We start from the raw sequence: 17,643 nt of genomic DNA on the forward strand, positions 1-17,643 counted from the left end.
GGTGTGTCCTGACCGGGCGCCGGAAGGAGCAGTCCGTGAGCGTCGACGCGATCATGCGCACCCAGTTCCCTGAGGGGTACACGGCCCTGTTCGGGGTCGACGGCAAGGTGATCCTGACCCCGCGGAGCTTCGAGCACTCCAGCACGATCAAGGTGATGCAGTACGGCACGAGCGTGTCCCTCGGGCGCCGTGCGAAGACCGTCTCCGACGTCTGCATCGACTTCCCCGCCGACGAGAACTCCGCCCCTGACCTGGCCATCCTGCGCGAGGACGCCCGCAAGGAAGGTAAGCGTTACAGCTTCGAGGACGTCCTGCTGATCTCCGAGGTCGTCTCGACCTCCTCCGCGCGCAAGGACTACGACGACTGCACCGCGAAGTACGGCCGCTACGGCATCCCCGTCTACCTGGTCGTTGATCCCTACGCCCAGGAAGTCGTCCTGCACTCCCAGCCGACCGCCACCGGTTACATCGCGGCGCACACCCACAAGTACGGCACCGGCAAGCTCCCCATTCCCCTGGCCGACGGCCGCGTCTTCACCCTCGACCTCGACGAACTCCCGCGCCCTGAGCCCGAGGGCGACTCTCGCTGACGTCGCCTTCAGCGGCTGGCGTTGAGGCGGGCCGCCTGGCGGGTCAGGTGGTTGCGTTCTGCCAGGTTGGGGGCCTTTTGGGCTGCCTCCGTGTATAGGCGTGCCGCCGTTTTCGTGTCGCCGTCTCGTTCGTGCAGGTAGGCCGCCACCGCCGTGTGGCGGGGGAGTGAGTCGTCCAGTTTCGACAGGGCCGCCAGGCCCGCCCGTGGGCCGTCCGCCTCGCCCACCGCCACCGCTCGGTTCAGCTGGACCACCGGGTTGTCCGTCAGGCCGGCCAACTCGTCGTACCACTCCACGATCTGGACCCAGTCCGTCTCCCCGGCGGTCGGCGCGTCCGCGTGGAGTGCCGCGATGGCCGCCTGGGCCTGGAACTCGCCCAGGCGGTCCCGGGAGAGCGCCGTCTGGAGGATTGCCACGCCTTCGGTGATCGCGGTCGTGTCCCAGAGGGCTCTGTTCTGGTCCGCCAGGGGCACCAAGCTGCCGTCGGGGGTCGTGCGGGCCTCCCGTCTCGCGTGGTGGAGCAGCATCAGGGCCAGCAGGCCCGCCACCTCGGGGTGGTCGATCGTCGTCGCCAGTTGCCGGGTCAGGCGGATCGCCTCGGCAGACAGGTCCACGTCACCGGAGTAGCCCTCGTTGAAGACCAGGTAGAGGACGCGCAGGACGGTCGAGACGTCGCCGGGGCGGTCCAGTCGTACGCCGGACACCGTGCGCTTCGCCCTGCTGATGCGCTGCGCCATCGTCGCCTCGGGGACCAGGTACGCCTGCGCGATCTGGCGGGTGGTGAGCCCGCCGACCGCGCGGAGCGTGAGGGCCACCGCCGAGGAGGGGGTGAGGGACGGGTGGGCGCAGAGGAAGTAGAGCTGGAGGGTGTCGTCCGCGGCGGGGGCGGGGCCCGGGGCCGGTTCCTCGTCCACGCGGTCCTCCCGCCGACGGCGGGCGGTGTCCGCCCGGGTCGCGTCCAGGAAGCGGCGCCAGGCCACCGTGACCAGCCAGCCCTTCGGGTCCCTGGGCGGGTCGGCCGGCCAGACGCGTACCGCCTCGACCAGGGCGTCCTGCACCGCGTCCTCGGCCGCCGCGAAATCTGCTCCGCGGCGGACGAGGACGGTGAGCACGCTCGGGGTGAGGCTCCGTAGCAGGGCCTCGTTCATCGACGACTCCGATGACTCCGATGACTCCGACGGGGCCGGTGACGCCGATGACGTCGAATTGTTCGGTGACGTCATCAGTGGGGGCAGTCCGGGATGGTGGGGGGCGCCGCCAGGAACGGGCGTACCTCCAGCCACTCGTGGATCGGCTTGCCGCCCGCTCCGGGCGCCGCCGACAGCTCCCCGGCCAGCTGGACTGCCCGGTCGTACGTGTCGACGTCGATGATCATCCAGCCGGCGATCAGGTCCTTGGTCTCGGCGAACGGCCCGTCGGTGACCGGCGGGCGCCCCTCACCGTCGTACCGGACCCACGCCCCCTCGGGGGCCACCGCCTCACCGCCGACGAACTCGCCCGTCTTCTCCAGCCGGTCCGCGAAGTCCCGCATGTACTGGATGTGCGCCGTGATCTCGTCCTGCGTCCACTTGTCCATGGGGACGTCGTTGACGGCGGCCGGGGCGCCTCGGTAGTGCTTGAGCAGCAGGTACTTGGCCATGGTGTGTCTCCTGGGTTGTGCCTGTGCGGCCCATTCTGGTCGCGTTCACACCAGGGACGGAGCGGGGCGCGGGTTCTCGACATCGTCGTACGACTTTTTTTGCCGTTACTTCGAGTCGCTTCGAGTCACTTCGAGTCGCGGTCGAAGAGCGACCTCGACCAGCGGTAACCGAGCGCGGCCAGCGCCACGCACCAGGCGACTGCGATCCAGCCGTTGTTGCCGATCTCGGTGCCGAGGAGCAGCCCGCGCAGGGTCTCGATGGCCGGGGTGAAGGGCTGGTACTGGGCGATCGGCTGGAACCAGCCCGGCATCGCGTCGATCGGCACGAAGGTGCTGGAGATCAGCGGCAGGAAGATCAACGGCATGGCCGTGTTGCTGGCGGCCTCGGGGTTCGGGCTGGACAGGCCCATCCCGACCGCGATCCAGGTCAGCGCCAGGGCGAACAGCACGAGCAGGCCGAAGGCGGCCAGCCACTCCAGTGCGGTGGCGTCGGTGGAGCGGAACCCGATGGCCACACCGACGCCGCCGACGAGAAGCAGGCTGGCCAGCACCTGCATCACGCTGCCGACGACATGCCCGACGAGCACCGAGCCGCGGTGGATCGCCATCGTGCGGAAACGGGCGATGATCCCCTCGTTCATGTCCATCGAGACGGAGACGGCCGTGCCGATGGTGGTCGAGCCGATCGTCATCAGCAGGATGCCCGGGACGAGGTACGCGATGTAGGCGGCACGGTCCGCCCCACCGCCGCCCCCGGCGCTTCCGATACCGCCGCTGCTGCCGATGCCCGCGCTCATCGCGCCGCCGAAGATGTAGACGAAGAGGAGGAGCAGCATGACCGGGGTCAGCAGGAGGTTGAGGGTGAGGGAGGGGTAGCGGCGGGCGTGGAGCAGGTTGCGGCGCAGCATGGTGTTGGAGTCGCGGACGGCGAGGGAGAGGGTGCTCATCGGGCGTTCTCCTTGGGCGAGTCGGTGGTATTGGCCGGGTGGTAGGCCGGGCTGGTCCCGCTGGTCGGGCCGGTGAGGGCGAAGAACACGTCGTCCAAGTCCGGGGTGTGGACGGTGAGTTCGTCCGCCTCGATCCCTAGCGAGTCCAACCAGTCGAGGGTGGAGCGGAGTTCGCGCTGGCTGCCGTCGCTGGGGATCTGGAGGGCGAGTGCCTCGTCGTCGCGGGTGACCTCGCGCAGGGCGGTGGCGGCGGACTGGTAGGCGTCGGGGTCGGTGAAGCGGAGCCGGACGTGTCCGCCGGGGATGAGGCGTTTCAATTCCTCCGCGCTGCCCTCGGCGACGAGCTTGCCGTCGTTCAACACCGCGATGCGGTCGGCGAGTTCGTCGGCTTCTTCGAGGTACTGGGTGGTGAGGAAGACGGTGACGCCGTCGGCGACGAGCCCCCGGATGATGCCCCACATGTTGTGCCTGCTGCGGGGGTCGAGTCCGGTGGTGGGCTCGTCGAGGAAGATGATCCGGGGGTTGCCGACGAGGGTCATGGCGAGGTCGAGTCGGCGCTTCATGCCGCCGGAGTAGGTGGAGGCGGGCTTCTTCGCGGCGTCCGTGAGATCGAACCGCTCCAGCAGCTCGGCGGCGACCTTCCTGCCCTCGTCCCGGGGCAGGTGGTGCAGGTCGGCCATGAGGAGCATGTTCTCCTCGCCGGTGATCAGTCCGTCCACGGCGGAGAACTGCCCGGTGACGCCGATCGCGGCCCGTACGGCCTGCGGGTCGGTGGCGAGGTCGTGGCCGCCGACCTGGGCCTGACCGTCGTCGGCGGAGATGAGGGTGGAGAGGATCTTGACGGCGGTGGTCTTGCCGGCCCCGTTCGGCCCGAGGAGCGCGAAGACGGACCCGGCGGGGATGCGTAGATCGATGCCGTCGAGGACGGTCTTGTCGCCGTAGGCCTTGCGCAGCCCCTGGGCCGCGATGGCGGCGCTGGTGATGTTGCTGGACGTGGGCATGACAGATGAAGGCATGTGGCCCTCCGGAGAAGGGAGATGAGGGGGAAGGGGAAGCTGCAGGGAGGGGAATGGTGCCGGAGGTGCCGAGGTGCTGGGTGCGGAGGGAACCCTCAGCCCTTACCACCCTTGGCCCGAACGATGTCGATGTTGCCCCAGTTGGTCCGGGCGTGGACCTTGACGCTGTCCCCGGACTGCTCCGGCGCCTCGGACGCGGTGAGCGCGTTGCGCACCTGCCCTCGGTTGGAGCTGACGTCGAGCCAGGCGGCGGAGCCCTCGCGGATGCCGACCTCGATCGAGCCGTTGGAGGTCTCCAACTGGACGCTGCCCCGGGCCACTTCGGCGATACGGAGCAGGCCGTTGGTGGTGGTGCCGGTGACCGAGGAATCGGCGCGGGCGATGTCGATGGCACCGTTGGCACCATTCACCCGCAGGTCGCCGGTGACCGCGCCGACGGTCGTGGCGCCGTGCGAGTTCTTCAGCACGGCCGAGCCGTCGACGAGGCGGACGCGTACGTCGCCGGTGCTGCTGGTGATCTCGGCCGGGCCGTCGACCCGGTCGACGAAGGTCGAACCGTGCGACACCTTCAGCTGCAACGGGCCGGTCGTGTCGAGGCGGACGTCACCGGCCGAACTCTTCACGCGTACGTCGCCGAGCCGCCCCTCGCCGAGCACCCTGGCGGCGGCGCCGGTCACGTCGATGTTCGAGCCCGTGGGCAGTTCCACCGAGATGTCGACGGTGCCGCCGCGCCCGAGCAGGTTGGCCTTGGGGGTGGTGACGGTCAGGGTGCCGCCGGTGTGGGTGACCTCGGTCTGGTCGGCCGTCCGGACGTCCAGGTCCTTCTTCGGGTCGCGGGGCCGCACCTCGACGACGGTGTCGGCGCGGTCGCCCGCCGTGAACTGGATGGAACCGGCGTACACGTAGGCGGTGACGGAGATCGGTTCGGGAGTGTCGAAAGAAGGCATGGCTGTCCCGTCCTCGTGGCTCGTTGGGGCGTCCCTGCTGGTGGGACGTGGTGTGGGTGAAGAGATGCGGGTGGAGAGATGCGGGTTGTCCGGTCTGGGCCGGGGTGCGGCTAGCGCACCCAGCCGGTGAAGCTCTGTCCGACGGACTGCGTCTTCTCCGGCGTACGTGGCCGGGTGCCGCCGTCGACCGCCGCCGACACGGCGCGCACGAGCCACGCGTTGACCGACAGGCCCTCGTGGGCGGCGGCCTCCTCGGCTCGGGCCTTGAGGTGGGCCGGCAGCCGCAGGTTGACGCGGGCGATGCCGCCCTCGTCGCCGTCGGCCGGGGCCGAGGCAGGAGCCCTGAGTGGTTCGGCGGGTGCGGCCTGCTCGGCGGTGGCGCCGTCGTAGCTGGGCGGTGGTGTCACCACGAAGTCGGGGTCGAGCCCGCGCAGCCGGACGTCGACCGAACCGGGGGCGAGTTCGCGGGTGATCTCGTCTGTCGCGGCGGAGAGCACGTTGAGCATGATCAGCCGGGTCGCCGACTCCAGGGGAGCGGTGAGTCTGTCGGCCAGCTCACGGGCTTCGACGCCACCGGCTTCGGCGGCCACCGCGAGTTCACGGCGGAGGGAGTCGACGTACGGGGTGAGGTCCATAACGCCAGTGTGGCACCGTCATGGCGCCAATGCAAGCCTCGATGGCACCTAGTGGTGTCAGATGGCGTCAGATGGCGCCGAATGGTGCCGCGGGTGAGTGCCGGGAGTCGGTCGTCGGGCGAGAGCATTCTTTCTGCACTACCGAGGCCTAGCTTCGTGATCGTCATCGTCGCGGGTCAGCAGCGGGTCAGCAGCGGGTCAGTAGCGGGTCAGTAGCGGTTCACAGCGGCCGGCTCGACCGGGGAAGCGACGGCAATGGGATCCAGCAAGGAGAACGCAGTGAATCTCGTCGGACAGAGATGGATCGGACAGAGATGGACTCGGGGGCGAGCGGTCCTGGCGGCGCTGGGGCTGGTCATCGCGGCGTTGGCTTTGCTGATGTCGCCTGTCGCGGCGCCGCAGGCAGCCGCCGCGGGTTCGGCTCAGGTCGAGGTGTGTCTGGCCCCCGGCCACTAGGACATCCAGTACTACACGATCGACGGCACGAACCAGAACGGCGACTACGTGTGGTCGCCGTGGGACAACTTCGACAAGCAGGTCGGGAAGTACCGCTGTGGGATCGTGCCCGACTGGTGGTGGCAGGGCTGGATCAGCATCAGCTTCTACGACTCCCAGGGCACCTTCCTCGGCAACCAGTGGCGGAGCGCCTTCTGGGTCTTCGGCGGCACTCTTGGCATGTACTTCGAGTGAGCGCCACGCGGCTGACGGCAGGTGGCGGGGCGGCGACAGCCCCCTGACACCGGACCGCTGTTCCGATCCGACTGTCATGGCCGACGCCGTGACGGTCGGATCGGGTGACGACAGGACGCCGTCCGTACTCGGTCGGGTGAGGCGCGGCGCCGGGTGAACCCGCCCTCGGCGCCGGGCCTCCGGACACTAGACCCCGAACGCCGCCGCGTACCGGACGGTCCCGCCGGGGAGTGGATGCGCGGGGGCGTCGAGGGCGAGGGCCATCATCGCCTCGTCCGGTACGTCGAACGTGACGCCGATGCCGTGGGCGGAGGCCCGGGTGAAGCCGAACCGTGGGTAGTACGCCGGGTGCCCGAGCACCGTGACGTAGCGCTCGCCCGCGTCCCCGGCCGCCTTGAGTGCCGTACGGATCGCCGCCGCACCGGCCCCCGTCCTCTGGTGCTCGGGGAGCACGGCGACCGGGCCCAGACACAGGGCCGGGGTGTCGCCGATGTGGCAGCGGGTGAGGAGCGCGTGGCCCGCGACCGTGCCGTCCGGAGCGGCGGCGACGATCGACAGGCCGCCGATCCAGGCGGTGGTGTCGGTGCGCAGGGCCTCGACGAGGTCGGCCTCCAGCGGGGTGTCGAAGGCCGCCAGGTCGATCGTGCGGATGGCGGCGGCGTCGCCGGTGCCGGGTTCTTCCGCCCGGGTGATCCAGTGGGTGCGAAGGCTCATGGACGGATGATGCACCCCGCCGGGTGCCGTAGGTCACCCGTTTTTGCGGGCCACACCCCCGTAGATGCCGATCTCCCCGGCCCGCTCCGGCGCCGGCCCGTCCGGCCGCCAGAACGGGACCTGGATCAGCCCCGGCTCGACCAGTTCGAAGCCGTCGAAGAACCGCTCCACCTCGGCGCGGGGACGCAGATTCAGGCTGGCGGTGGCCTTCCTGCTGTACTCCGCCTGCGCGTCCGTGCGGTCCGCGAAGTCGCCCGTGGCGTGCGAGAGGACCAGGAAACTGCCGGTCGGCAGCGCGTCGCGCAGGGTCGCGAGGATCTCCCCGGGCCGGTCCGCGTCGGTCAGGAAGTGGACGACGGCCACCAGCAGCAGCGCGACCGGCTCGTCGAAGTCGATGACCCGGCGGACGTCGGGGTGGTCCAGGACGGCCCGCGGATCGCGCAGATCGGCGAGTACGGTGCTCGTCCCGCCGCCGGTGCGGCTGAGCAGGGCGTCGGCGTGCGCCTTCACGATCGGGTCGTTGTCGACGTACGCGACCCGCACCGCCGGCACCAGCTCCTGCGCGACCTCGTGCACATTGGGCGAGGTGGGCAGCCCGGTGCCGATGTCGAGGATCTGGCGCACACCACCGCCGACCACGTGCCGCACGGCCCGCCGCATGAAGGCCCGGTTGGCCCGCAACCCGACCCGCACCTCGGGCGCGGCGGCGGCCAGCGCCTCGCCCGCCTGCTGATCGACCTCGTAGTTGTCCTTGCCGCCCAGCAGATAGTCGTAGATCCGGGCGGGGTGCGGCTTGCTGGTGTCGATGTCCTCGATCCGGACGTGATCCTGACTCACCCTGCGTTCCCTCCGGTCAACTGCCTGTCCGGTGAGGGTAGTTCAATGCGCCGAGGGTGACTGCGGTGACTGGGGTGACTGGGGTGACTGGGGTGATGCGGGGTCCGGGGCGACTGCGATGTCCGGGGTGTCCGGGGGCGACACCGCCTCGACCAGCCCTGCCGCCAGCGCGTCGAAGTGCTCGCGGTACGACTCCGTCGCCTCGTGGAACGCCCTCTCCGAGAACAGACCCCGCTCCACGAACAGCACCGCCGCGCCCGTCAGCGCACCGTGCAGCACATGCAACTCGCCCAGGGCGAACCGGAGTTCGCGCGTCGCCGTCCACTCACTCCCGAAACGCCCGGCAAGATCCCGGACCGTCCCCCGGCCCGCGCCGAGCCGGATCGCGAGCGCCGCGTCCGGCTCCCCGAGCTGCAACGTCAGCGCCCGGTGCAGCACATGTGCCTGGTACGGCCGCACTCGCGCGACGAACTCCGCGCCGTCCCGCGTGAGTTGAAAGCGAAGTATCACTCGGCCCCCGGGTCCGCGCCGCTCGTACCCGCCTCGTACGCCAGGTACGCCGCGTTGTTGATGGCCAGGGCCAGCGCGTCGAACTCCTGCCGGAAGTGGCCCAGCCTGATGTGGAATGCCTCCGGGTCGAACCGACCGTCGGCCCGGACGAAATGGGTGGCCGCGTTCGTCAACGCGCTCAGCAGCACGTGCAGTTCGTCCGCACGGAACCGGATGTCGAAGGGCTCCTCGTGCCGCCCACCCAGGCGTTCGAGGAGATCGTCGACCACCGCCTGGCCGGCGCCCAGCAGCAGGCGCAGATAGGCGTCGGTGGCGTCCGTCGGGGAACAGAAGCTCAGTGCCTCGTACAGGACACGCGCCTCGGCGGGCAGGAGCCGTGCGCCGAAGCTCGCGTCGGAGGTGGCGAAGGAGAGAGTCGTCATCGCCTCTCCTTCTACCCGCCATGGCCGTCCCGCGCCAACGTTCCAGTCAGAATCCTGTGAACGACCCCATCAGTAACACCGGAATTCAGGACTCCGATTCATTCGAACTGGATTCCGGTTAGCGGATTTCGGGTGCCTCGCTGAATTCGATTAAATGTTCGAAGTAAACTCAATCGGCATTGCCTCACTTCGACCGATTCCTGTCCATTAATGCCGCATATTCGTCAATTTCTTAAGTGCTCCTGGTCACTATTGGTTGATCCCAGAAGCACGATGGGCATCTTGATCATCATGACGACCGAGACACGCACACCCCATCCAGTCCTCGATCAAAGCGCCATCACGAGCCTCCTCTTCCAGGACGGTTCGGACGGAAACGAGATCCACGGCCGCTGGCGCAAGGCGGTCTCGAACGAACTGTTCCGGTACCGGCCCGGGCTCGGCACGCAGCAGCGGTGGCAGCTCGCCTACGAGCGGTTGCGCGCCCTGAACGACGACGTACCCGCACCCGAGGAGTTCGCGAGCGATCCGCGCGGACTCGCGGCACTGCACGAGTGGACCTGCCCGGTCGACGGCGCCACCGTCACCGTGGCCGGAATCCACTACAACCTGTTCCTCGGCAGCGTCGTCGACGACCAGGTGTCGCCGCCCCGCGAGCTGGCGGACTTCACCACCATGACCCGTATGGGCACGTTCCTGTGCACCGAGCGCGCGCACGGAAACGACGTACCGGCGCTGGAGACGGTCGCCCGGTACGACCGGGAGAGAGACGAGTTCGTCCTTCATACGCCACATCCAGGGGCGCAGAAGTACATGCCCAACACCAGCTCGGCGGGCGGCCCCAAGACCGCCGTCGTCGCCGCGCGGCTGCTCGTCGACGACAAGTACCTGGGCGCCTTCCTCTTCCTCACCCCGCTGAGCGACGAGTACGGCACCCTGCCCGGCGTCACCGTCACCCTGCTGCCCGAGCGCGTCGGCGCCTCCGTGGACCACTGCGCCACCAACTTCGACCAGGTACGGCTGCCCCGCACCGCCCTCATCCAGGGCGTCCACGGACAGCTCCTGCCCGACGGCAGTCTCGTCAGCTCCGTCGGCAGCCCGCGCAAGCGGTTCCTGCACGCCATCAGCCGCGTCACCGCCGGGAAACTGTGCATGAGCGCGAGCGGCGTCGGCGTCGCCCGTACGGCGCTCGCCATAGCCGTCCGCTACTCCCACACCCGGCACATCTCCGGGCCGGTCGCCGGACAGCGCGTCCCGCTCGCCGCCCACCGCAGCCACCACTCCCGCCTCCTCGACCACACCGCCACCGCCTACGCCATGACCTTCCTGCACCGCGCGGCCACCGACCGCTGGGTCACCCACGCGCCCGAGGAACGCGCCGACGCCGAGCGGACCGTCGCCGTCACCAAGGCCTGGGTCACCTGGCAGGCCCGCGAGATCGCCACCGAGAGCCGCGAACGCTGCGGTGCGCGCGGGCTGTTCCCCGCCAACGGGCTCGCCGACATGGCCGCCAACATGGACGGCGGCATCACCGCCGAGGGGGACAACCTGGCGATCTGCTGCAAGGCCGGCGCCGAGATGATCTTCGGCCACGAGCTGGCGCCGGAACCCGCCCCGGCCACCGGCGACGAACCGCTCACCGACCCCGGCCTGCTGCGCCGGGCCCTCACCACGGCCGAGCGCTACTGGCACCTCGCCGCCCGGCGCGACCTGCGGCGCGGTGACGGCGGCGACGCCCTCGGCCGCTGGAACAACGCGTCCGACGCCGCCCTCGACCTCGTGGAGGTGTACACGGTCGGCCTGGCCGCCGACGCCTTACTCGCCGCCTGCACCCGGGTCTCCGACCCGATCACCCGCGCCGTCCTGGAGGACCTGAGCGCACTCTTCCTCCTCCGTCAGATCAGCGCCCGCAGCGGTCTGCTGCTCGCCGAGCACGCCCTCACCACCGGGCAGGTCCGCGCCATCCCGGAGGCCCTGCACACCCTCGCCACCCGGCTGGCGCCGCACCTCAGCGCCCTGACGCAGGCCTTCGACGTCCCGGAGGAACACCTGTCGTCGCTGCCGATGCTGAGCGGCGCGTGAGCAAGCTGTTCTTGGCGTAAAAATGACGTGCGCATGACGTCTGATTGATGCAGAGGTCAATCGAGGCGAACGCTCAACCGGAACAGCCGATGAAGCGCGCCGGGCGTGTGGGGGATGTACGCCCGGCCGATCGACAAATCGATCCATGTACAGATCAACGTACCCGCCGCAACACCCAGTAGAGGCCCGCGCTCACCCCGAACCCCACCAGGCACGTGACATCGCCGAAGGACGGCCACCGGTCCGGCACCCAGCCCACGTACTTCTCCTGGTTGGAGAAAAGCGGCACCGACACCGCGATGCCCGCCAACAGGGCGGCGATTCCCGGCCAGTTGGTGAAGGAACGGTCGGACAGCCGAGCGTCCAGCACCTCCGCAGGCGTCCGCGCCCGCAGCCACCGCTCCACCAGCACCACCCCCAGCCACGGCCCCACCCAGTAGGCGATCACCAGCAGGAACGCCTCGTACGCCGCCCCCGCGTCCGCCAGCGACGACCAGGCAGCCGCCGTACCCGCGAGCCCGCACAGTACGACGATGGCGCCGCGCCCCAGCCAGACCGGGAGCCGGAAGCCCAGCGAGGTGACCGACATCGCGGACGAGTAGACGTTCAGGGCGTTCGCCGAGACCGCGCCCAGGATGATCGCCAGGAGCACCAAGTCGCTGAGCCAGCCCGGGAGATGACCCGTGAAGGCCGCCGTCGGGGACGCGCCCTCGGGAGCGACGATCGTCGCCGAGGCCGCGCCGATCAGCGCCACGACGGCGACGGAGACGAAGAGGCCGAGGGCAGGGTAGAGGGCGGTGCGGAAGCGGTCGGCCGTACGGGGGAGGTAGCGGGAGTAGTCGGAGGCGCCCGGGTTCCAGCCGGCGGTGTAGCCCCAGGCGGCGCTGAAGGCGAGCAGGAAGCCGCCGATGCCGCCGCCGGCGCCGGGTGCGCCGAGGTCGGCCTCCTTGAAGGTCCAGACCCCGGCGAGCAGGAAGACGAGAGCCAGCGCGGGGAAGGCGTACTTCTCGAAGGCGTGGACGAAGTTGTGGCCGATGAAGCCGATCACGATCTCGGCGGCGACCACGAGCAGCAGGGAGGGGAGCGGACGCAGCCCGGTCAGCGTGTTGAGGGCGAAAGCGGCGCTCACACTGTTGACGGCGAACCAACCGACGCCCGCGACAAGGGCGTTCACACCGGCGGGCAGCAGGTTTCCCCTGTGGCCGAAGGAGAAGCGGCCGATCACCATCTGCGGTACGCCGAACCGGGGGCCGTCGAGGGAGAGGATCCCGTGGGTCAGCGCACCGAGCGCGGTGCCCAGCAGCAGGGCCGCCGACGCCTGCCAGAAGTCCAGCCCGAAGAACAGGACCGAGATGACGCCGATGTAGACGGTCGCGAACTCGATGTTGGGGGAGGCCCAGGTCCACAGCAACTGGAGCGGGCCGCCGTGCCGTTCGGCGTCCGGGATGGGTTCCGCGCCCGCCGTCTCCACGGCGATGACCTTGTCGCCGTAGGTGGGGGCCGGGCTCGCAGGGGTACTGGCGGGAGCAGTCGTCATGCGAGGTAAGTGTCCGGCCCCCGTCCGGCCCGGCCCAGGGGCGCATTGTCCGCTTCGGGGGGCTCGTCGGCGTACAGCTTGTACTGCTCCCCGGTGCTACTCCTTGGGCTCCTCGCCGTTCTCCCGGCGCTTCAGCTCCTCCTCGCGGCGGCGCAGGTCGGCCTCCCAGTCGCGGAGGTGGGCGTCGTCGTCCTTCACCGGTTCACTGTCTTCGGGCTCCGTGGCCTTCTCGGCCTTGTCGTCCTTGAGGGACTTCAGGAACTCGGGGTTGTCGTCCGGGGCGACCCACTGGCCGCCGCCCGAGGAGCCGCCCATGCGCTGGGAGGTGGCGCGGTCGCGGCCGATGATCAGCCAGGAGATGGAGCCGACCAGGGGGAACAGCAGGATCAGGATGGCCCATACGGGCTTGGGCATGAAGCGGACGTCCTTCTCCTGCGTGGTGACGCAGTCGATGAACGCGTAGATGCTCAGTGCGAGAGGCACCAGGATGATCAGCACCCGGAGCATGTATCGATCCCCTTGAGTCGCTGTCCGGGCGCGCTGACGGTCGCGTCCGGCCCCCGCTGACCAGTCCAGGGTAGTGGGTGACGGATACTGGAACGCATGGCTTACGACGATCTTCGCTCCCTGCTCAGGGCGCTGGAGCGCGAGGGTGACCTCAAGCGCATCAAGGCCGAGGTGGACCCGTATCTGGAGGTCGGGGAGATCGTCGACCGCGTGCAGAAGGCAGGCGGACCCGCGCTGCTCTTCGAGAACGTGCGCGGGTCGGCGATGCCACTGGCGATGAACGTGTTCGGCACCGACCGCAGGCTGCTGAAATCCCTCGGACTGAAGTCGTACGAGGACATCAGCGACAAGATCGGCGGGCTGCTGCGGCCCGAGCTGCCGCACGGCTTCGTGGGCGTGCGGGAGGCCTTCGGCAAGCTCGGCGCGATGACGCACGTACCGCCGAAGAAGGTGAAGTCGGACAGCGCGCCGGTGCAGGAGGTCGTCCTCAAGGGCGACGAGGTGGACCTCGACCGGCTCCCGGCCCTGTTCACCTGGCCGCAGGACGGCGGCTCCTTCTTCAACCTGGGCCTGACGCACACCAAGGACCCGGAGAGCGGCATCCGCAACCTCGGGCTCTACCGCCTGCAGCGGCACGACAAGCGCACGATCGGGATGCACTGGCAGATCCACAAGGACAGCCGGAACCACTACCAGGTGGCGGCTCGGAAGGGCGAGCGGCTGCCGGTCGCGATCGCCTTCGGCTGCCCGCCGGCCGTGACGTACGCGTCCACCGCGCCGCTCCCCGGTGACATCGACGAATACCTGTTCGCCGGGTTCATCGCGGGCAAGCGGATCGAGATGGTCGACTGCAAGACGGTGCCGTTGCAGGTGCCGGCACAGGCGGAGGTCGTGCTGGAGGGCTGGCTGGAGCCGGGGGAGATGCTCCCGGAGGGCCCGTTCGGCGACCACACGGGCTTCTACACGCCGCAGGAACCCTTCCCGGCGCTGACCATCGACTGCGTGACGATGCGGCGGCGCCCGCTGCTCCAGTCGATCGTGGTGGGCAGGCCGCCGACCGAGGACGGCCCGCTGGGCCGCGCGACGGAGCGCTTCTTCCTCCCGCTGCTGAAGATCATCGTCCCGGACATCGTGGACTACCACCTGCCCGAGGCGGGCGGCTTCCACAACTGCGCGATCGTCGCGATCGACAAGAAGTACCCGAAGCACGCGCAGAAGGTCATGCACGCGGTCTGGGGCGCCCACATGATGTCCCTGACCAAGCTGATCGTGGTCGTCGACTCCGACTGCGACGTCCACGACCTGCACGAGGTCGCCTGGCGGGCGCTCGGCAACACGGACTACGCCCGCGACCTGACGGTGGCGGAGGGTCCGGTGGACCATCTCGACCACGCCTCGTACCAGCAGTTCTGGGGCGGCAAGGCGGGCATCGACGCGACACGTAAGTGGCCCGAGGAGGGGTACACGCGGGACGGCGGGTGGCCGGAGATGGTGGTGTCGGACCCGGAGACGGCGGCCACGGTCGACAGACGCTGGAAGGAATACGGCCTGTGAGTGCTGCATCCGCATCCGCTGAACTGCCCCAGCCGGGGCGCACGAAAGCGTTCTTGCGCCTCGTCATGATCGAGCACTCGATCTTCGCGCTGCCCTTCGCCTACATCGCCGCCCTCACGGCGATGTTCCAGGCCGACAAGAACATCCACTGGGGCAAGCTGCTCCTGGTCACGATCTGCATGATCGGCCTGCGCACCTTCGCCATGGCCGTCAACCGGATCATCGACCGCGAGATCGACGCCCGTAACCCGCGTACGGCGCACCGCGAGCTGGTGACGGGCGCGATGTCGGTGAAGCACGCCTGGACCGGCGCGCTGATCGCGGTCGTGATCTTCCTGGGCTCGGCGGCCCTGCTGAACCCCCTGTGCCTGGCGCTGGCCCCCGTCGCGGTGATCCCGATGGTGGTGTACCCCTACGGCAAGCGGTTCACGAACTTCCCGCAGGCCATCCTGGGCCTCGCCCAGGCGATGGGGCCGGTGGGCGGCTGGCTCGCGATCACGGGTTCCTGGTCCTGGGACGCGGTCATCCTGGGCCTGGCGGTCGGCATCTGGATCGGCGGCTTCGACCTGATCTACGCCTGCCAGGACGTCGAGACGGACCGCGAGACCGGCGTCCTGTCGGTACCGGCGCGCTTCGGCATCCCGGCGGCGGTGTGGGGCGCGCGGGTCTGCCACGGCCTGACGACGGCCCTGCTGGCCTGGTACGCGCTCGCCACCGACGCGGGGGCGTTCTTCTGGCTGGGGCTGGTGATCGTGGCGGGGGCGTTCGTGTACGAGCACCGGATCGTGCGGCCCAATGACCTGTCACGGCTGAACAGGGCGTTCTTCAGCGTCAACGGGTTCATCGGGATCGCCCTGTTCGTGTGCGCGCTGCTGGACCTGCTGTCCCGGGGCCTCAAGCCGTAGTGGCCTACAGGCCCGGAGCCAGGCGGGTCGTCTCAGTGGTCCGGCGCCGGAAGACGACCGCCGCGCCCACCCCCGCCACCAGCCCGATCAGGTGCGCCTGCCAGCTGACGCCCGTCTGGGCCGGGGACAGGCCCGCCAGGAACGCCGTGCCCCAGACGGCGGCCACGACGACGCCGATCACGATGCCCAGGGGGCGGCGTTCCACGAAGCCCGTGACCAGCAGGTAGCCGAAGAGGCCGAAGATCAGGCCGGAGGCGCCCGCCGTGTTCGTGGGGGCCGGGGCTGTCAGCCACACGCCCAGGCCGTCGGCCACGATGATCAGCGCGCAGATCGCGGCGAACCGGCGCAGGCCGCCCAGGGCCGCGAGGAAGCCCAGGACCAGCAGGGGGACGCTGTTGGCGGCCACATGGGCGTAGCCGAAGTGGATGAAGGCGGCGGGGACGATGTCGACCAGCTCGGAGGTCGTACGAGGGGTGATGCCCAGGCCGTCCAACTCGTGGCCGCTCAGCGTGTCGACGACCTCCAGGAGCCACAGCAGAGCCACCCAGGCCAGCATCAGCTTGGCTGCGGCCAGCGCGCGCTCCCCACCGGACAGCAGGCCGCCGCCCGTCGGCGCGGGCCCGCCAGCGCCCGCCCGGACCGGTCTGCTCAGCCGCGCCGGATTCCATTTCTCGCGCATACCGGACCCCCACCCCGTCCATCACGGACGAATCAACTCGTCCCCCCAGGGAACGCCCGGGCGCCCTCCCCCGGTTCCCACCCCACGATGCCGGATAAGCTCGGTCCCGTGAACCCACTCAAGCCAGGAGAGACGCCGCGCGCGCCTTGGATCGTGGGGGTGTCCGGCGCCTCCGGCACGCCATACGCCGCCGCCGTGCTGCGCGGTCTCCTCGACGCGGGCGAGTCCGTCGACCTCGTCGTGTCCCGGGCCTCCCGGCTGACGCTGCTCGACGAGACCGGGATCGCCTTCCGGGACGCCCACTGGCGGGACGACCTGGGCGAATGGCTGGCCCGTGGGGCCGACGGCAAGCCCGACACCTTCGACGTGGACCTCGGCGGCGTACGGCACTGGAGTGCCGGTGACCTCGCGGCGGGGCCGTCCTCGGGGTCGTACGTCACCAAGGGCATGCTGATCGTGCCCGCCTCCACCGCCTGTGTGGCCGGAGTCGCCCTCGGGCTGTCGAAGGACCTGCTGCAGCGGGCGGCCAGTGTGACCCTCAAGGAGCGGCGCGCTCTTGTCGTCGCCGTGCGCGAGTCGCCGCTCAACGGGCAGACGCTGCGGCACCTCGTGACGCTGGACGACGCCGGCGCGAGCGTCGTACCCGCCTCGCCCGCCTTCTACGCCGGGGCCACGCACATCCAGGACCTCGTGGACTTCGTCGCCGGGCGCGTGCTCGACGCGGCGGGGGTGCCGCACGGGCTGTACCGCCGCTGGGAGGGCGAACTCGGCGGCGGGGCCGGGCCGACGGCCCCCACTCCTCGCACGTCCCGTACTGATAACGGCTGACGCCGGGTCCGTATCAGTAAGCCGACACACCACTCATCACTTCCAGCAGCACTCGCACCAGCACTCGCAACTTCAGCAGCAGCACCAGCAACTTCAGCAATCCTCAGGATTCTTCATCGGAAGGCTCGATCGCATGGACGCCGTGGACAGGCAGCTCATCCAGGCCCTGAGGGAGAACGGCCGGGCCTCCTACGCCGAGCTGGGGCGCCTCGTCGGTCTGTCGGGACCCAGTGTCACCGACCGCATCAACCGGCTGGAGGCGGCCGGTGTCATCACCGGTTACCGCGCCACCGTCGACTCCGCCTCGCTCGGCCTCGGGGTCATCGCGCTCATCGGCATCTCGCTCTCCGACGCCGCCGACCACGAGGACGTGGCACGCCGGCTCCGCGACCTCGGGGAGATCGAGGACTGCTGGTTCATCGCGGGCGACGACTCCTTCATGCTCAAGGTGCGGGCCAGCGACGTCGACGGTCTGGAGAAGACCATCCGGCGGCTCAGCGGGATCCAGGGCGTCTCCAGGACCCGTACGACCGTCGTGCTCTCCACGAAGTGGGAGAACCGGGTCGGAGACCTGCCTGAGGAGGTCTGAGCGGGCTGGTCGTAC

20 protein-coding genes are annotated in these 17,643 nt (G+C 69.9%); 7 read left to right on the forward strand and 13 right to left on the reverse strand.

Annotated elements, in window-relative coordinates:
- The first annotated feature begins 35 nt into the window (after positions 1-35).
- Positions 36-590, forward strand: a complete 555-nt coding sequence (locus tag CW359_RS24760) for a Uma2 family endonuclease (protein ID WP_105972302.1) — start codon at positions 36-38, stop codon at positions 588-590.
- Positions 591-598: 8 nt separating this feature from the next.
- Here the strand turns inward: CW359_RS24760 and CW359_RS24765 are convergent, their stop codons facing one another.
- The 6 genes from CW359_RS24765 to CW359_RS24790 all read right to left on the reverse strand — a co-directional run bounded on the left by CW359_RS24765 (position 599) and on the right by CW359_RS24790 (position 5,774).
- A complete protein-coding gene (locus tag CW359_RS24765) occupies positions 599-1,738 on the reverse strand; it encodes an RNA polymerase sigma factor (protein ID WP_105972303.1) in 1,140 nt (379 codons plus the stop codon).
- A 74-nt stretch (positions 1,739-1,812) separates the two neighbouring features.
- The gene (locus CW359_RS24770; protein ID WP_105972304.1) at positions 1,813-2,229 is read right to left on the reverse strand and encodes a YciI family protein; all 417 of its coding nucleotides are present in this window, start codon (positions 2,227-2,229) and stop codon (positions 1,813-1,815) included.
- Positions 2,230-2,354: 125 nt separating this feature from the next.
- Positions 2,355-3,176 carry an ABC transporter permease gene (locus CW359_RS24775; RefSeq protein WP_105972305.1) on the reverse strand — a complete coding sequence of 274 codons (822 nt, stop codon included), beginning with the start codon at positions 3,174-3,176 and terminating at the stop codon, positions 2,355-2,357.
- Positions 3,173-4,177, reverse strand: coding sequence for an ATP-binding cassette domain-containing protein (locus CW359_RS24780; RefSeq protein ID WP_105972306.1), 1,005 nt, complete (start codon positions 4,175-4,177; stop codon positions 3,173-3,175). The genes CW359_RS24775 and CW359_RS24780 overlap by 4 nt, the downstream gene beginning before the upstream one ends.
- Positions 4,178-4,287: 110 nt before the next feature.
- On the reverse strand, positions 4,288-5,139 hold the full coding sequence (locus tag CW359_RS24785; RefSeq protein ID WP_105972307.1) for a DUF4097 family beta strand repeat-containing protein: 852 nt from the start codon (positions 5,137-5,139) through the stop codon (positions 4,288-4,290).
- A 110-nt stretch (positions 5,140-5,249) separates the two neighbouring features.
- On the reverse strand, positions 5,250-5,774 hold the full coding sequence (locus CW359_RS24790) for a toxin-antitoxin system HicB family antitoxin (protein WP_105972308.1): 525 nt from the start codon (positions 5,772-5,774) through the stop codon (positions 5,250-5,252).
- A gap of 504 nt (positions 5,775-6,278) precedes the next feature.
- On the opposite strand from CW359_RS24790, the gene CW359_RS24795 reads away from it, so the two are divergent.
- Positions 6,279-6,464 (forward strand): hypothetical protein, encoded by a 186-nt coding sequence (locus CW359_RS24795; protein WP_105972309.1) that lies wholly within the window; start codon positions 6,279-6,281, stop codon positions 6,462-6,464.
- Positions 6,465-6,650: 186 nt separating this feature from the next.
- Here CW359_RS24795 and CW359_RS24800 read toward each other — a convergent pair whose 3' ends face one another.
- From CW359_RS24800 to CW359_RS24815, 4 genes are read right to left on the reverse strand one after another with little or no spacing between them, the layout of a single operon-like run.
- Positions 6,651-7,178, reverse strand: a complete 528-nt coding sequence (locus tag CW359_RS24800; protein ID WP_105972310.1) for a GNAT family N-acetyltransferase — start codon at positions 7,176-7,178, stop codon at positions 6,651-6,653.
- A 33-nt stretch (positions 7,179-7,211) separates the two neighbouring features.
- A complete protein-coding gene (locus tag CW359_RS24805) occupies positions 7,212-8,015 on the reverse strand; it encodes an SAM-dependent methyltransferase (protein WP_105972311.1) in 804 nt (267 codons plus the stop codon).
- A 42-nt stretch (positions 8,016-8,057) separates the two neighbouring features.
- Positions 8,058-8,525: a hypothetical protein gene (locus CW359_RS24810; protein ID WP_105972312.1), complete on the reverse strand. Its 468-nt coding sequence runs from the start codon at positions 8,523-8,525 to the stop codon at positions 8,058-8,060.
- Positions 8,522-8,947, reverse strand: coding sequence for a hypothetical protein (locus CW359_RS24815; protein WP_105972313.1), 426 nt, complete (start codon positions 8,945-8,947; stop codon positions 8,522-8,524). The genes CW359_RS24810 and CW359_RS24815 overlap by 4 nt, the downstream gene beginning before the upstream one ends.
- 291 nt (positions 8,948-9,238) lie before the next feature.
- On the opposite strand from CW359_RS24815, the gene CW359_RS24820 reads away from it, so the two are divergent.
- The gene (locus tag CW359_RS24820; RefSeq protein ID WP_232838583.1) at positions 9,239-11,029 is read left to right on the forward strand and encodes an acyl-CoA dehydrogenase family protein; all 1,791 of its coding nucleotides are present in this window, start codon (positions 9,239-9,241) and stop codon (positions 11,027-11,029) included.
- A gap of 154 nt (positions 11,030-11,183) precedes the next feature.
- Here the strand turns inward: CW359_RS24820 and CW359_RS24825 are convergent, their stop codons facing one another.
- Positions 11,184-12,566, reverse strand: a complete 1,383-nt coding sequence (locus CW359_RS24825; RefSeq protein ID WP_105972315.1) for a purine-cytosine permease family protein — start codon at positions 12,564-12,566, stop codon at positions 11,184-11,186.
- Positions 12,567-12,662: 96 nt separating this feature from the next.
- Entirely contained in the window at positions 12,663-13,073 is a 411-nt protein-coding gene (locus CW359_RS24830; RefSeq protein ID WP_105972316.1) for a PLD nuclease N-terminal domain-containing protein, read from the reverse strand.
- A 96-nt stretch (positions 13,074-13,169) separates the two neighbouring features.
- Between CW359_RS24830 and CW359_RS24835 the strand changes: the two genes are divergently transcribed.
- Positions 13,170-14,627 (forward strand): menaquinone biosynthesis decarboxylase, encoded by a 1,458-nt coding sequence (locus tag CW359_RS24835; RefSeq protein ID WP_105972317.1) that lies wholly within the window; start codon positions 13,170-13,172, stop codon positions 14,625-14,627.
- Positions 14,624-15,532: a menaquinone biosynthesis prenyltransferase MqnP gene (gene mqnP / locus CW359_RS24840; RefSeq protein ID WP_105972318.1), complete on the forward strand. Its 909-nt coding sequence runs from the start codon at positions 14,624-14,626 to the stop codon at positions 15,530-15,532. Before CW359_RS24835 ends, mqnP begins: the two co-directional genes overlap by 4 nt.
- A 4-nt stretch (positions 15,533-15,536) precedes the next feature.
- On the opposite strand, the gene CW359_RS24845 is transcribed toward mqnP, so the two are convergent.
- Positions 15,537-16,088, reverse strand: a complete 552-nt coding sequence (locus CW359_RS24845) for a rhomboid family intramembrane serine protease (protein WP_232838590.1) — start codon at positions 16,086-16,088, stop codon at positions 15,537-15,539.
- Positions 16,089-16,298: 210 nt separating this feature from the next.
- Here CW359_RS24845 and CW359_RS24850 point away from each other — a divergent pair, with 210 nt between their 5' ends.
- Positions 16,299-17,039: a UbiX family flavin prenyltransferase gene (locus tag CW359_RS24850; RefSeq protein ID WP_105972320.1), complete on the forward strand. Its 741-nt coding sequence runs from the start codon at positions 16,299-16,301 to the stop codon at positions 17,037-17,039.
- 133 nt (positions 17,040-17,172) lie between these two features.
- A complete protein-coding gene (locus tag CW359_RS24855) occupies positions 17,173-17,628 on the forward strand; it encodes an Lrp/AsnC family transcriptional regulator (protein WP_105972321.1) in 456 nt (151 codons plus the stop codon).
- Positions 17,629-17,643 lie beyond the last annotated feature (15 nt).

This window comes from Streptomyces geranii, assembly GCF_002954775.1.
Taxonomy (GTDB): domain Bacteria; phylum Actinomycetota; class Actinomycetes; order Streptomycetales; family Streptomycetaceae; genus Streptomyces; species Streptomyces geranii.

Bases quoted from the DNA above. Each gene is read 5' to 3' on its own strand.
- CW359_RS24765 (WP_105972303.1), bottom strand. From the start codon at position 1,738: ATGAACGAGGCCCTGCTACGGAGCCTCACCCCGAGCGTGCTCACCGTC.
- CW359_RS24770 (WP_105972304.1), bottom strand. From the start codon at position 2,229: ATGGCCAAGTACCTGCTGCTCAAGCACTACCGAGGCGCCCCGGCCGCC.
- CW359_RS24775 (WP_105972305.1), bottom strand. From the start codon at position 3,176: ATGAGCACCCTCTCCCTCGCCGTCCGCGACTCCAACACCATGCTGCGC.
- CW359_RS24780 (WP_105972306.1), bottom strand. From the start codon at position 4,177: ATGCCCACGTCCAGCAACATCACCAGCGCCGCCATCGCGGCCCAGGGG.
- CW359_RS24785 (WP_105972307.1), bottom strand. From the start codon at position 5,139: ATGCCTTCTTTCGACACTCCCGAACCGATCTCCGTCACCGCCTACGTG.
- CW359_RS24790 (WP_105972308.1), bottom strand. From the start codon at position 5,774: ATGGACCTCACCCCGTACGTCGACTCCCTCCGCCGTGAACTCGCGGTG.
- CW359_RS24800 (WP_105972310.1), bottom strand. From the start codon at position 7,178: ATGAGCCTTCGCACCCACTGGATCACCCGGGCGGAAGAACCCGGCACC.
- CW359_RS24815 (WP_105972313.1), bottom strand. From the start codon at position 8,947: ATGACGACTCTCTCCTTCGCCACCTCCGACGCGAGCTTCGGCGCACGG.
- CW359_RS24820 (WP_232838583.1), top strand. From the start codon at position 9,239: ATGACGACCGAGACACGCACACCCCATCCAGTCCTCGATCAAAGCGCC.
- CW359_RS24825 (WP_105972315.1), bottom strand. From the start codon at position 12,566: ATGACGACTGCTCCCGCCAGTACCCCTGCGAGCCCGGCCCCCACCTAC.
- CW359_RS24830 (WP_105972316.1), bottom strand. From the start codon at position 13,073: ATGCTCCGGGTGCTGATCATCCTGGTGCCTCTCGCACTGAGCATCTAC.
- CW359_RS24835 (WP_105972317.1), top strand. From the start codon at position 13,170: ATGGCTTACGACGATCTTCGCTCCCTGCTCAGGGCGCTGGAGCGCGAG.
- CW359_RS24845 (WP_232838590.1), bottom strand. From the start codon at position 16,088: ATGCTGGCCTGGGTGGCTCTGCTGTGGCTCCTGGAGGTCGTCGACACG.
- CW359_RS24850 (WP_105972320.1), top strand. From the start codon at position 16,299: ATGCCGGATAAGCTCGGTCCCGTGAACCCACTCAAGCCAGGAGAGACG.
- CW359_RS24855 (WP_105972321.1), top strand. From the start codon at position 17,173: ATGGACGCCGTGGACAGGCAGCTCATCCAGGCCCTGAGGGAGAACGGC.